Annotated in this window: 12 protein-coding genes; 5 read left to right on the forward strand and 7 right to left on the reverse strand. The window is 68.1% G+C overall.

What is annotated here, in order from left to right; all coding sequences use genetic code 11:
* The first annotated feature begins 5 nt into the window (after positions 1-5).
* The gene (trpS, locus tag FHX42_RS00480) at positions 6-1,043 is read left to right on the forward strand and encodes a tryptophan--tRNA ligase (protein ID WP_182542117.1); all 1,038 of its coding nucleotides are present in this window, start codon (positions 6-8) and stop codon (positions 1,041-1,043) included.
* A 40-nt stretch (positions 1,044-1,083) separates the two neighbouring features.
* On the forward strand, positions 1,084-2,127 hold the full coding sequence (gene yhjD, locus FHX42_RS00485) for an inner membrane protein YhjD (protein ID WP_182542118.1): 1,044 nt from the start codon (positions 1,084-1,086) through the stop codon (positions 2,125-2,127).
* Positions 2,128-2,186: 59 nt separating this feature from the next.
* Here the strand turns inward: yhjD and FHX42_RS00490 are convergent, their stop codons facing one another.
* From FHX42_RS00490 to sdhC, 5 genes are all read right to left on the reverse strand, one after another.
* The gene (locus FHX42_RS00490; RefSeq protein WP_328795814.1) at positions 2,187-3,497 is read right to left on the reverse strand and encodes a D-alanyl-D-alanine carboxypeptidase family protein; all 1,311 of its coding nucleotides are present in this window, start codon (positions 3,495-3,497) and stop codon (positions 2,187-2,189) included.
* 220 nt (positions 3,498-3,717) lie between these two features.
* Positions 3,718-4,509: a succinate dehydrogenase iron-sulfur subunit gene (locus tag FHX42_RS00495; RefSeq protein WP_182542119.1), complete on the reverse strand. Its 792-nt coding sequence runs from the start codon at positions 4,507-4,509 to the stop codon at positions 3,718-3,720.
* Complete coding sequence (gene sdhA / locus FHX42_RS00500) at positions 4,509-6,299, reverse strand: succinate dehydrogenase flavoprotein subunit (RefSeq protein ID WP_182542120.1); 1,791 nt, start codon at positions 6,297-6,299, stop codon at positions 4,509-4,511. The genes FHX42_RS00495 and sdhA overlap by 1 nt, the downstream gene beginning before the upstream one ends.
* A 39-nt stretch (positions 6,300-6,338) precedes the next feature.
* The gene (locus tag FHX42_RS00505) at positions 6,339-6,758 is read right to left on the reverse strand and encodes a succinate dehydrogenase hydrophobic membrane anchor subunit (protein ID WP_182542121.1); all 420 of its coding nucleotides are present in this window, start codon (positions 6,756-6,758) and stop codon (positions 6,339-6,341) included.
* A gap of 8 nt (positions 6,759-6,766) precedes the next feature.
* The gene (gene sdhC / locus FHX42_RS00510) at positions 6,767-7,201 is read right to left on the reverse strand and encodes a succinate dehydrogenase, cytochrome b556 subunit (RefSeq protein ID WP_182542122.1); all 435 of its coding nucleotides are present in this window, start codon (positions 7,199-7,201) and stop codon (positions 6,767-6,769) included.
* A 342-nt stretch (positions 7,202-7,543) separates the two neighbouring features.
* On the opposite strand from sdhC, the gene FHX42_RS00515 reads away from it, so the two are divergent.
* Together FHX42_RS00515 and FHX42_RS00520 are read left to right on the forward strand one after the other, a co-directional pair.
* Complete coding sequence (locus FHX42_RS00515) at positions 7,544-7,930, forward strand: cytidine deaminase (RefSeq protein WP_407926187.1); 387 nt, start codon at positions 7,544-7,546, stop codon at positions 7,928-7,930.
* Positions 7,931-7,999: 69 nt separating this feature from the next.
* Positions 8,000-9,277, forward strand: coding sequence for a thymidine phosphorylase (locus tag FHX42_RS00520; protein WP_182542123.1), 1,278 nt, complete (start codon positions 8,000-8,002; stop codon positions 9,275-9,277).
* A 114-nt stretch (positions 9,278-9,391) separates the two neighbouring features.
* Here FHX42_RS00520 and FHX42_RS00525 read toward each other — a convergent pair whose 3' ends face one another.
* Complete coding sequence (locus FHX42_RS00525) at positions 9,392-10,558, reverse strand: coiled-coil domain-containing protein (RefSeq protein WP_182543407.1); 1,167 nt, start codon at positions 10,556-10,558, stop codon at positions 9,392-9,394.
* A gap of 326 nt (positions 10,559-10,884) precedes the next feature.
* On the opposite strand from FHX42_RS00525, the gene FHX42_RS00530 reads away from it, so the two are divergent.
* A complete protein-coding gene (locus FHX42_RS00530) occupies positions 10,885-11,973 on the forward strand; it encodes an adenosine deaminase (protein ID WP_182542124.1) in 1,089 nt (362 codons plus the stop codon).
* 25 nt (positions 11,974-11,998) lie between these two features.
* Here FHX42_RS00530 and FHX42_RS00535 read toward each other — a convergent pair whose 3' ends face one another.
* Entirely contained in the window at positions 11,999-13,237 is a 1,239-nt protein-coding gene (locus FHX42_RS00535) for a primosomal protein (RefSeq protein WP_182542125.1), read from the reverse strand.
* Between the last annotated feature and the right edge of the window lie 57 nt (positions 13,238-13,294).

Genomic DNA, 13,294 nt, shown 5'->3' on the forward strand with positions numbered 1-13,294 from the left:
GCCGTGTGAGCAGTGACAGCCCCGCACCCCAGGAGGCCGGAGCGGCGCTTCCGCGCGTGTTCTCCGGTATTCAGCCCACCGCCGGTTCCTTCCATCTCGGCAACTACCTGGGTGCGCTGCGTAACTGGATCACCATGCAGCAGACCCACGACACGTTCTACTGCGTGGTGGACCTGCACTCGATCACCGTGGCCAAGGATCCCGCCGAACTGCGCAGCAACACCCGCTACGCCGCCGCGCAGCTGCTGGCCCTGGGCGTCGACCCGGACCGCAGCACGCTGTTCGTGCAGAGCCACGTGCCCGAGCACACTCGGCTGAGCTGGGTGCTGGAATGCCTGATGGGCTACGGCGAGGCCGCCAGGATGACCCAGTTCAAGGACAAGTCCTCCCGGCAGGAGGAGGAGCACGTCAGCGTGGGGCTGTTCACCTACCCGGCGCTGATGGCCGCCGACATCCTGCTCTACGGGACCGACGCCGTCCCGGTAGGGGAGGACCAGCGCCAGCACCTGGAGCTCAGCCGCAACCTCGCCCAGCGGTTCAACTCCCGTTTCGGTACGACCTTCACGGTTCCCGACGCCCACATTCCCACCGACACGGCCCGGATCTTCGACCTGCAGGACCCGGGTTCGAAGATGAGCAAGTCGATCCCCTCCGGGGTCGTCGAGCTCATGGAGGACCCGAAGCGCACGGCGAAGAAGATCCGCTCGGCCGTGACCGACAACGAGCGCGAGATCCACTACGACCCGGAGAACAAGCCCGGGATCAGCAACCTGCTGGTGATCCACTCGGCCATGAGCGGCCGGTCGGTCGCCGACCTCGAATCCGCCTACGAGGGCAGTGGTTACGGTGATCTGAAAAAGGACATCGGCCAGCTCGTGGTCGATTTCGCCACCCCGTTCCAGGCCGCGGTCCAGGGCTACCTGGACGACCCCGCCGAGCTGGACAAGATCCTGCGGCGCGGGGCCGAGCACGCCCGCGGCGTGGCCTCCGAGACCGTGCGCAAGGCCTACGACCGGGTGGGTTTCCTACCTCCGGCGAGCTGAGCTGATCACTCGCCGGTAACGTCCGACCCGGAGGTGAGCCGTGGTCGACCGAAGCCAGCCCGCACGCACCGCACGCGCTCCCGAGGCCCAGCCGAGCAAGCTGGACCTGGTGCGACGCAGGTACCCGTGGATCGACCGGCTCGTACGTGCCGCCGGGCGATACCAGCAGCAGTACGGCGACTACTACGCCGCCGCGATCACGTACTTCAGCGTGCTCGCGCTCGTGCCGCTGCTGATGATCGTTTTCGCCGTGGCCGGTTTCGTGCTGACGGGCGATCCCGAGCTGTTGGCACGGCTCCAGCGGACCATCGCCGAGGCCGTGCCCAGTCCCGAGCTGAGCAAACTGCTCTCCGGCGTCATCGAGGAGGCGATCTCGCAGGCGGGAGCGGTCGGTGTCATCGGGTTGCTGGTGGCGCTGTACTCCGGGCTGGGGTGGATGACCAATCTGCGCGACGCGCTGACGGCGCAGTGGATCCAGGAGCCGGAGAGCCCGCCGGTGCCCAAGCGCATGGGGTTCGACCTGCTCGCACTGCTCGGGCTCGGGTTGGCCCTGGTGCTGTCCTTCGCGATCACCGCGCTCGGCGGAGGTGTCGGTCAGTCGGCGTTCGCGCTGGTCGGGATCGAGGGCAGCCTGCTGGCCTACGTCCTGTGGTGGGTGCTGGCCGTCGTGCTCTCGGTGGGCGCGAACTGGCTGGTGTTCCTGTGGGTGCTGGCGCGGTTGCCCCGTCAACCGGTCACGGTGCGCAGCGCGGTCTGGGGTGCCCTGTTCGCCGCCGTGGGATTCGAGGTGCTCAAGCAGATCGGTGTCATCTACCTGAGAAGCATCAGCGACTCCCCGGCCGGCGCCGCGTTCGGCCCCATCCTGGGGCTGCTCGTCTTCGCCTACCTGACCTCGCGGTTCGTGCTGTTCGTGACCGCGTGGACGGCCTGTGCCCGGGAGAACCTGGAGCTGCTGCCGCCACGGCCGCCGGGCCCCGTCCTGATCAGCCCGGTCGTGCACGAACGCGCCGGCACGCGCGCGAGGACGGTGAGTCTGTTCGGGCTCGGTGCTCTGATCGGGTGGTTGCTGCGCCGTCGCCGGTGATCCGGTGGTGTGAAACCGCCGAACCTCCGATCGTCCGACAGAGCGCAGTCACCCGCGCGTCACGGATGGTCGTCAGGAGGTCCGAGGCTGTCGCGACGTGCGACGGAGGCGAGGCGCGCTCGGCGTTGCCGCAGGGCTACCACCCCGAAGGCGACGACCCCGGCGGCCAGCAGCAGCGCCAGTGGACCGCCGACGTTGCCGAAGAGGCTGGTGTGGGGACGGGGCCGATCGGCCGATGACTCCACCGGCGATGCGGAACCGTCCTCGACACCGGCCGCGTGCTCGACCCCGGTCGATGAGGCGGTGGGCTGCGGTCGCGGTTCCACGAGCCGTCCGATCGGCTCGGTGCCGGTGAGTCGGAAACCGTAGTTGAGCAGGGCCTTGGCCTGCACGTCGAGGTCCACCGGCCGGTACTCGCCGCGCATGAGCACGGCCACGAGCCTGCGGCCGTCGCGTTCGGCGGCGGCGATGTAGGTGTGCCGGGCGTCGTCGGTGAAGCCGCTCTTGGCCCCGATCGCCCCGGGGTAGGTCGTCAGCACGTCGTTGTCGCTGTAGACCTTCATCGGGGCCTCGCCCGGCGGGGTGGGCAGGGTCGTGACCCGGGTGGTGGCGATGCGGGCGAACGCCGGCTGTCGCAGGGCGGCCCTGAAGATCAACGCCATGTCGTAGGCCGAGGTCGTCATGCCGGGGCCGTCCAGTCCGGACGATGTGGCGGCGCGGGTGTCCAGTGCGCCGAGCCGGTGGGCCAACTCGTTCATCCGGTCCAGCGTGGCTCGTTCGCCGCCGAGCGCGCGGGTCAGCGCGTGCGCGGCGTCGTTGCCGGACTGCATGATCAAGCCAGCCAGGATCTGGTCGACCGTGTAGGTCACGCCGGGAACGAGTCCGACCTTGCTGCCCTCCACGGCGGCGTCGGCGGGAGCGGCGGTGAGGGTGTCGGTCAGTTCCAGCTCACGGATGGTCACCAGCGCGGTGAGCACCTTGATGATCGAGGCGGGTCGGTGCCTGCCGTGCGGATTCTTCGCGGCCAGCACGTCACTGCTGCCGAGCTCGGCCACCATCCACGTGGTCGAGCCGACCCGCTCCGGGACGGGTTCGCCGGGCGGCGTGACCACGCCGCATCGACCGAGCGACTCACCACCGACGGGCTGCTCGGGAACCGGTAGCGGTTGGGGGGAGGGGATGCCGGGAGGAGGCACCTCCGAGCTGTCCACGGGGGGCGGCGGCAGTGTCGCGTTCGGACACGTGGACGCCGGTGGTGCGGTCGTCGCCGGAGCGGTCACCGCGCCGGGAACCAGCGCGACGAGCGCGGCACAGACGACGGCGGCGGCCTTCTTCCCCGGCACGGCCGAGCGACGGGCTCTCACAAGCACATGAGCAGGCTAGACGATCTTACGGCGCGGTGGGCCGCGAAATGCGGCGAACGGGGAGAAAACGGGTCGAGGAACACCCGAAAAGAGGATCACGCGGCTCGTCGGAAGCGGTGTCTTCGAACCTCTGGTCCGGTGCGACGACCGGAGCAGCGCTCGCGGTGAACGCGTCGTGCCGGCAGTCGCACCGTCGGCACGACGCGTTCACCATCGGCTGTCGCCGTCAGCGGCGGCGGAACATCAGGGCGCGCTTGACTTCCTGGATGGCCTTGGTGACCTGGATGCCCTGCGGGCAGGCGTCGGTGCAGTTGAAGGTGGTGCGGCAGCGCCACACGCCGTCGATGTCGTTGAGGATGTCGAGGCGTTCCTCGGCGGCCTCGTCACGGCTGTCGAAGATGAACCGGTGGGCGTTGACGATGGCCGCGGGCCCGAAGTAGGAGCCCTCCGACCAGTACACCGGGCACGAGGTGGTGCAGGCCGCGCACAGGATGCACTTGGTGGTGTCGTCGAAGCGCTCCCGCTCGGCGACGGACTGGGTGCGCTCCCGCGAGGGGTCGTTGCCGGTGGTCACCAGGTACGGCTTGATGGCCTTGTACGCCTCGAAGAACGGCTCCATGTCCACCAGCAGGTCCTTCTCCACCGACAGCCCCTTGATGGGCTCCACGGTCAGCGTGGTCTCCCCGCTCTTGGCGAACATGTCCTTCATCAGGACCTTGCAGGCCAGTCGGTTGACGCCGTTGATGCGCATGGCGTCCGACCCGCACACGCCGTGCGCGCAGGAACGGCGGAACGTCAGCGTGCCGTCGATGTACCACTTGATGTAGTGCAACATGTTGAGCACGCGGTCGGTGGGCATCGCCGGCACCCGGTAGGACTCCCAGTGCAGGTCCTCGTCGACCTCGGGGTTGAATCGCTCGATCTTGACGGTGACCATCGTGGCGCCCTCGGGGACCGGGGGCGCGTCCGAGGGCAGGTCGGTGACGGCGTTGTCGTTGTCGCTGAGGGTCGCGGTCATCAGTACTTACGCTCCATCGGCTGGTACCGGGTCACGGACACGGGCTTGTAGTCCAACCGGATGTCGGCGAGGAAGCCGGTCAGGCCCAACGGTGCGTCCGGGTCCTCGGCGTCCGGCAGCTGCTTGTAGGACATGCTGTGCCGCATGAAGTTCGTGTCGTCGCGGGCGCCGTAGTCCTCCCTGGCGTGCCCGCCACGCGACTCCTTGCGCGCCAGCGCGGAATTGACCAGCGCCTCGGCGAGGTCGAGCAGGAAGCCGAGCTCGACGGCCTCCAGCAGGTCGCTGTTGAACCGCATCCCCTTGTCGTGCACGGCGATGCGCCCGTAGCGCTCCTTGAGCAACTGCACGTCCGACAGCGCCTGCTTGAGGGTGTCCTCCGTGCGGTAGACCGAGGCGTTGGCGTCCATCGTCTCCTGGAGGGCGGTGCGGATGTTGGCCACCCGCTCCCCTCCGTGGGCGGTGCGGAGGTGATCGACCATGCCCTGCACGAGCTTGGCCGGCTCCTCGGGCATCTCGACGTGCTCGCGGGAGTGGGCGTACTCGGCGGCGGCGATACCGGCGCGGCGCCCGAAGACGTTGATGTCCAGCAGCGAGTTGGTGCCCAACCGGTTGGAGCCGTGCACCGACACGCAGGCGCACTCGCCCGCGGCGTAGAGACCGGACACGGACGTCTCGTTGTCGCGCAGGACCTCCCCGTCCACGTTGGTGGGGATGCCGCCCATCGCGTAGTGCGCGGTCGGGTAGACCGGGACCGGCTCGGAGATCGGGTCCACGCCCAGGTAGGTGCGGGAGAACGCGGTGATGTCGGGCAGCTTGGACTCCAGCACCTCCTCGCCGAGATGGGTCACGTCCAGCAGCACGTAGTCCTTGTTCGAGCCGCAGCCGCGGCCCTCCAGCACCTCCAGCGCCATCGAGCGGGCCACGATGTCGCGCGGGGCGAGGTCCTTGATGGTGGGCGCGTAGCGCTCCATGAACCGCTCGCCGTCGACGTTGCGGAGGATTCCGCCCTCACCGCGCACCGCCTCGGAGATGAGGATGCCCAGTCCGGCCAGCCCGGTCGGGTGGAACTGGTAGAACTCCATGTCCTCCAGCGGCAGACCCTTGCGGTAGACGATGCCCATGCCGTCGCCGGTCAGCGTGTGGGCGTTGGAGGTGGTCTTGAAGACCTTGCCGAAACCACCGGTGGCGAACACCACCGACTTGGCCTCGAAGACGTGGATCTCGCCGGTGGCCAGCTCGTAGGCCACGGCACCGGTGCAGACCTCCTCGCCGTCCTCGTTGGTGCTCATGTTCACGTCGAGGACGTAGAACTCGTTGAAGAACTCGACGCCGTGCTTGATGCAGTTCTGGTACAGCGTCTGCAGGATCATGTGACCGGTGCGGTCGGCCGCGTAGCAGGCGCGGCGCACCGGCGCGGTGCCGTGCTCGCGGGTGTGCCCCCCGAAGCGGCGCTGGTCGATCTTGCCCTCGGGAGTGCGGTTGAACGGCAGTCCCATCCGCTCCAGGTCCAGGACCGCGTCGATGGCCTCCTTGGCCATGATCTCGGCGGCGTCCTGGTCGACCAGGTAGTCACCACCCTTGATGGTGTCGAAGGTGTGCCACTCCCAGTTGTCCTCCTCGACGTTGGACAACGCTGCACACATGCCGCCCTGGGCCGCCCCGGTGTGCGAGCGGGTCGGGTAGATCTTGGTCAGCACGGCGGTGCGGGCGCGCTGGCCGGACTCGATCGCGGCGCGCATCCCGGCACCCCCGGCGCCCACGATGAGTACGTCGTACTTGTGGAATTGCATGGTGGTCTCCTACGGCGGCTTCGCGCCTGCGGGGGTTGCTCAGCCGATGTTCGGGTTGAAGGTGAAGATCACGTAGGTGCCCAGGACCACGGTGAGCAGGATCGAGCAGTACAGCAGAATCTTCAGCCAGAAGCGGGTGACGTTGGTGCGCGAGTAGTCGTTGATCACGGTGCGCAGGCCGTTGCCGCCGTGCAGTCCCGCCAGCCACAGCATGGTCAGGTCCCACAGCTGCCAGAACGGCGAGGCCCAGCGGCCGGCGACGAAGGCGAAGTTGATGCGGTGCACTCCGCCGTCCAGGAACAGCATGATCAGCATGTGTCCGAGGACCAGGAACAGCAGCACGACTCCGGACAGCCGCATGAACACCCAGCTGTAGAGCTCGAAGTTGCTGCGGCGGGCTGCCGGGCGCGTCGACGAGCGCGGCTTGTCGACGGACAGCGGCGCTTCGGTGGTGGTCATGATCTCTCTCAGCCCCCGAACAGTTCCGTGGCGGCGCGGGTCAGCATGCTGATGGCGGCCGGAATCATCAGAACCAGCCACAGGACGATGACGGTCCAGAGCATCGGACGCTGGAATCTGGGTCCCTCGGACCAGAAGTCGACCAGCATCACCCTGATGCCGTTGAACGCGTGGAACAGCACCGCGGCCAGCAGACCCAGTTCGAACAGGATCATGAGCGGGTGCTTGTAGGTGTTGATCACCGTGTCGTAGGCGTTCGGCGAGACCCGCACCAGAGCGGTGTCCAGGACGTGCACGAACAGGAAGAAGAAGGTGAGCACGCCTGTGATGCGGTGCGCGACCCACGACCACATGCCCAGATCGCCGCGGTAGAGCTTGCCCCGGGCGCGAGGGAGAGACTCGCGCCGGGAAGCCTCCGCCGCGGTGGCGGTGGTGCTGGCCATGATGGGAGGCCTCCAACGTCGCTGGTGGACTTGACGGACCCGCTGGGCGACCACGGGTGCCACCGGCGTCGACGTTTCGGGGGAAACGAACGAACCAATCGCCTGCGACGGGTCCTTGACTCATCGGATGCTAGACCCGTGCCGTCGAGCTGGCCTACTCGCATGTGCTTGCTGTGATCGACCAGACAAAACAACGGCGTGGTTAATCGATATAGAAGCCGTTTTGTCATCGAACGCCGTGGAAATGAGGGTTCGAATGGGTGAATCGTCAACCCTTTAGGGCGAGAGAGATGTCACTGACATGATACGGGTTACCCAACCGGCGACAGCGAGGAGTGAGCGGTGCGAGCGATCCGAACGGACGAGTGGGAGGTGCTGCGGGAAGCGGCCGTGGCCGCGGCGGCACGCGCGTACTGCCCGTACTCCGGGCTGGGGGTGGGGGCGGCGGCGCAGTGCGAGGACGGTCGCGTCGTCGTCGGGTGCAACGTCGAGAACGGCTCCTACGGGCTCACGCTGTGCGCGGAGTGCACCCTGGCCGGTCAGCTGCGCCTGACCGGGGAAGGGCGCTTCTCCGCCGTGGCCTGCCGAGACGGTGGCGGACGTTTGTTGATGCCGTGCGGCCGTTGCCGCCAGCTGTTGCTGGAGCTCGGCGGTCCGGAGTGCCTCGTCGACACCCCACGCGGCGCGCTGCCGGTCCGCGAGCTCCTCCCTGAGGCGTTCGAGTTGTGACGCATCCCGGTGAACGCCTCGAACGTCGGTGTAGGTGTGGAGAGAACAATCATGGAGAAAGGTCGTCTCATGGCACACACCGCCATCGATGTGATCCGCACCAAGCGTGACGGCGGGCGGCTCACCGGACCCCAGATCGACTGGGTGGTCGATGCCTACACGCGGGGAGAAGTCGCCGAGGAACAGATGTCGGCATTGGCCATGGCGATTCTGCTGCGCGGCATGGACGCCGACGAGACCGGCCGGTGGACGGCCGCGATGGTGGCTTCGGGCAACACGCTCGATCTCGAGGGAGTCCGGAGGCCGACCGCGGACAAGCACTCCACCGGCGGTGTCGGCGACAAGATCACATTGGCGCTGACCCCGCTGGTGGCCACCTGCGGAGTCGCCGTACCGCAACTGTCCGGGCGGGGTCTCGGCCACACCGGCGGGACGCTGGACAAGCTGGAGTCGATCCCCGGCTGGCGTGCGGGACTGTCCGTCGGCGAGATCCGCGAACGCCTCGATGAAGCCGGCGCCGTGGTGTGCGCGGCCACCGAGGACCTGGCGCCGGCCGACCGCAAGCTCTACGCGCTGCGGGACGTCACCGGCACGGTCGAGTCGGTACCGCTGATCGCCAGTTCGATCATGAGCAAGAAGGTGGCCGAGGGAGCTCAGTCGCTCGTGCTGGACGTCAAGTGCGGCAGCGGTGCCTTCATGACCCACGTCGACCGGGCTCGTGAGCTCGCCGAGGCACTGGTGTCGATCGGCACGGCCAACGGTCTGAACACCAGCGCCCTGCTGACCCCGATGTCGACGCCCCTGGGCCGGTCCGTGGGCAATGCGGTGGAGGTCGCCGAGGCGATCGAGGTGCTGCGTGGCGAAGGTCCCGCCGACGTGGTCGAACTGACCGTCGCGCTGGCCCGCGAGATGCTCGCGCAAGCGGGGGTGGACGCGGATCCCGCGCGGGTGCTGGCTTCCGGGCGGGCATACGAGACGTGGTGCCGCATGATCACGGCGCAGGGCGGCGATGTCGATGCTCCGCTGCCGCGCGCGGCACACACGCACACCGTCGTCGCGCCCGAGTCCGGGGTGTTGGCCACACTGGACGCGTATGCCGTCGGTGTCGCGGCCTGGAGGCTCGGTGCCGGGCGCGGGCGCAAGGAGGATCCCGTCCGCCACGGTGCGGGCGTGTTGTGCCACGCCAAGCCGGGAGAGCGTGTGGAGCAGGGTCAGCCCCTGCTGGAACTCCTCGCCGACGACCCCGCCGACTTCCCGCAGGCGCTGGAGGCGTTGTCCGACGCCGTCGAGGTCAGCGACGTCGAGGTGACTTCGGCCCCGGTGGTGCTGGAACGCATCGGGGCGTGAGCGCGGCGGCCGATCCGGTAACCACCGCGAGGGTGCGGGTGGTTACCCGGTTTCGCGCGGATCCGGGAGCTCCCGGATCCGCGCGAAACCGGCGAAATCCTCCCCGAGCTCCGACTACGCCGTTTCGGCGGTGATGTCGTCGCTCTCCTCGCCCGGCTTGTCGTCGCGCTTGGCGCTCTTGGAGCGTCCACGGCGCTGCTGACGCGGGAGCGCCGTCGGAGCGGTCGGAGCCGGTTGGGACTGCGGGGCACCGCCGCCGAGGATCAGCTCGGCGAAGGTCGCCATCGCCTCGTCGAGCTGGCCGGCGTGCTTGCGCTCGCTGTCCTCGTTGGCGTCGCGCACCAGCGAGGACAGCGCCTCGGTGTCGGGCCTTTCCGCCAACGTGCCGCTGATCTCGGAGAGGTTCGTGGCCAGCGTGCCGCCGAGGTCGCCGAGCCGCTCGTTGACGCCCTGCTCGACCGTTTCCAGCCGGCTGCTGACGCCCTGCTCGACCGTTTCCAGCCGGTTGTTGACGTTCTCCTCGACGCTGTCGAGCCGCCCCGAGACCCGGTCCAGCCGGTTGGCGAGGTTCTCCATCTGATCGGCCAGCTGCTGCAGCCGGTCCGTGGGGTCCACCGCCGGACGCTCGGCCAGCTCGTCGAGCTTGCCCTGAAGCTGCTGGCGACTGTCGGAAACCGCTTCGCCGACGGAGCTCCGCACGCCTTCAGCGGACTCCGTCACGGCGCGGTTCAGCGCCTCACGGGTGCCGTCGAGGTGTTCGTGCACTCCCTCGTCCATCTCGGTGAAGCGCCCGCGCAGGCTGGTCTCCATCGAGTCGATGCGCTCGCGCACCGGGCCGTGCACGGAGTTCGGCAGCGACTCGATGCGCTCGTCCTGCTTGCCCAGGTGCGCACCCAGCTCGTCCAGCCGCTTGTGGATGTGGGAGAGCTTGTCCTCCATCCCGTCCATGCGGCCGGCCACGCCGTCGAACCGGCCCGCCATCCCGTCCATGCGTCCGTCCAACTGGGCGAACGGCTCGGCGAGCTTGTCGGTGATTCCCTCGACCTGGGTGTTCAGGCCGGAGATCGCGCCGTCCTGGGTTTCCAGCTTGGCCAGCGCCTCGTCCAACCGCTCGGCGAGTACGCCGATCTCGGTGCGGTCGGGGAGTTCGGAGAGCCGCTTGCGTACGGAGCCGAGCGACTCCAGCGGCGACATCCGGGCGTTGATCTCGTCCAGTGCGTCGAAAATCTGCTGTTGTTCGCTCTCGCGGATCTCGGCCGCGCGCGTGAGCATGTTGCGCATACGGTCGAACGACACCGTGTCTTGGCTGTTCTCATTCACGGCTAGGGGCGTCCTTCTTCGTGGGGAGGGGGAGGACGATTGGAGCGTAGCGACTCGCTCGCCATCATGACCAACGCCCCCCGTGTCGCCGGGCATTTCCCGACGGAGTCCAGCGCAACGGAGAGTCTACCAATCCCGCCGAAAGGCGGTGGACGGTTACGCCGTTCGGAGTAATCCTATCGGTGCACCGCTGAAGTTTCACTCACTCGGAGTAAGACAACGTGATGGAGTATGCGCCCGGGCACAGTGGCTCCGTGCGGCGGGGCCGGAGATAGTAACGTGGGAACATGTCAACACCGGTGAGCTTGGACACGATCCCCCTGGCCCCCAAGGTGCTGTTGCACGATCACCTCGACGGCGGGCTGCGCCCGCAGACGGTGATCGACCTCGCCCGTGCGGCGGGCTACGACCAGCTTCCCTCCGAGCGCGCCGATGAGCTGGGAGAATGGTTCATCGCCTCGGCCGACTCCGGGTCCTTGGAACGGTACCTGGAGACCTTCTCGCACACGGTCGCGGTGATGCAGACCCACGAGGCGCTGGTCCGGGTCGCCGCCGAGTGCGTCGAGGACCTGGCCGCCGACGGCGTGGTCTACGCGGAGGTCCGTTACGCGCCGGAACTGTTCCAGGAGCGCGGCCTGACCCTGGACGAGATCGTTTGTGCTGTTCAGGACGGATTCCGGGAGGGTGAGCGCCGCGCCGCCGAGGTCGGAAAAAGTATCCGGATCGGTACCTTGCTCTGTGCGATGCGCCAGAACGCGCGGTCGGCCGAAATCGCGGAGTTGGCCGTGCGTTACCGGGACGTCGAGGTCGTCGGTTTCGACATCGCCGGTCCGGAGGCGGGGTTTCCGCCCACCCGCAACCTCGACGCGTTCGAATACCTCCGTCAGCAGAATGCGCACTTCACCGTTCACGCCGGTGAGGCGTTCGGGCTGCCCTCGATCTGGGAGGCGCTTCAGCACTGCGGCACCGAGCGGCTCGGTCACGGCGTGCGCATCGTCGACGACATCAAGGTCGACGACAACGGAGGGGTTCAGCTGGGCCGGCTGGCCTCCTACGTGCGGGACCGCAGAATCCCGCTGGAGATGTGCCCGTCGTCGAACCTCCAGACCGGCGCGGCGCCCTCCATCGCCGAGCATCCAGTCGGCCTGCTCGCCGACCTGCGGTTCCGCGTGACGGTCAACACCGACAACCGGTTGATGAGCCACTGCTCGCTGTCCAGCGAGTTCGCCGTCCTCCACGAGACCTTCGGTTACGGCTGGACGGACCTGCAGTGGTTCACGGTGAACGCGATGAAGTCCTCGTTCCTGGGCTTCGACGAACGGCTGGAGATCATCAACAACCTCATCAAGCCCGGCTACGCCAGCCTGATCGGCTGACGGGGAAGCCGACGGGGCCGGTGGGTCAGTGGGTGCGCAGTCGGTTCTCGAAGGCGTCGACGAGCTCGCGCCAGGCGGCGACCTCCGCGTCGAACGGGGCGCTCGGCGGGAGCCGGTTGGGGTTCGGCCGGATGATGTACGAGACCATCCACCCCAGCCGTTCGGAAGGCCGCAGGGCCTCCTCGACGCTCTTGTCCTCCGCCCACGTGGCCGCGTCGCTGAGCAGCTCCTCGGCCAGGTCGAGCTGGTTCGGATCCACCTCGCCCGGCCCTTCGGCGAGATCGGCATCGAGGCCGTTGAGCACGTAGGTGTTCTCCGGATCGACCTCGACCTTCAGCTCCCCGGCGACGGCCTTCTCCACCACCCGCGGCCAGGTTGCGACGTTGGAGAGGTCGGTGTCGGGGTCGTCGGCGAGGAAGCGGGCCAGGGCGCTCGGGGAGGTGAACACGTCGATCCGGCCCTCGGACCCGAGGAAGACCGGTTCGTCGTCGAGGTAGCACCGCAGCGAGTAGTGATCGCCGGCACCGGAGATGATCCGGATCGGGTCGATCCCGACCTCGCCCCAGAACCCGAGCTCGGGTTCCTCGGTCGACTCCACCTCCTCCTCGGTCATCTCGGAGGTGGCCGGCTCGGCTTCCTGATCCTCCTGTTGCTCGGGTTCGGAGAAGGCTTCGGCGAGTTCGGCCTCCGCGGTGGCGACGGCGTCGGCGTCGACCTCGGGGGTGGTCATCACGCCGTCGATGGCGTCGAGCAGCTCGTCCCAGCGCTCGGCGACCACTTCGCAGAGCTTGTTCCAACGTCGTTGGCCGTCCTTGCCCGAGAAGGCCAGGGTGCCCTGTTGCAACAGGGAGAAGCCGTCGGCGGAGTCGAGGATCTCGGTGACCGCGTCCAGCTCGCAGACATCGGCCAGGGAGCGGGCGATGGACACGATGTCGGACAGCTCGTTGATGGTCCAGGTGTCCGGGGGCTCGGACACGAGCTCGGGAACTCCCACGAGATCGAACTGGTGTTCCTCGTCGGGGCTGAGGTCGATCGCGCCCAGTGCGTGCACCACGTGCCAGGCCGGGTGGTCGTCGAGATCGTTCTCGGCTCCCGACCGCACGAAAGCGGTGAGGTGTGCCGCGTCGGGGAAGGCGTACAGAGCCTCCTCGTGGCCGAGGAACGCCTCCCAGTCCTCGCCGTCCTCCCGCCACTGGGGTGCCCACAGGGTGACCATGTCGCCCTGCGGCAGACCGAGCTCGATCGGGACGATGTCCTGCGCCATGTCGAATTACCTCCGGTCACCGAACCAGATCTTGCCGCAGCCTACGGGGTGGCCGAT

It is taken from the genome of Halosaccharopolyspora lacisalsi (genome assembly GCF_014137975.1).
GTDB lineage: Bacteria > Actinomycetota > Actinomycetes > Mycobacteriales > Pseudonocardiaceae > Halosaccharopolyspora > Halosaccharopolyspora lacisalsi.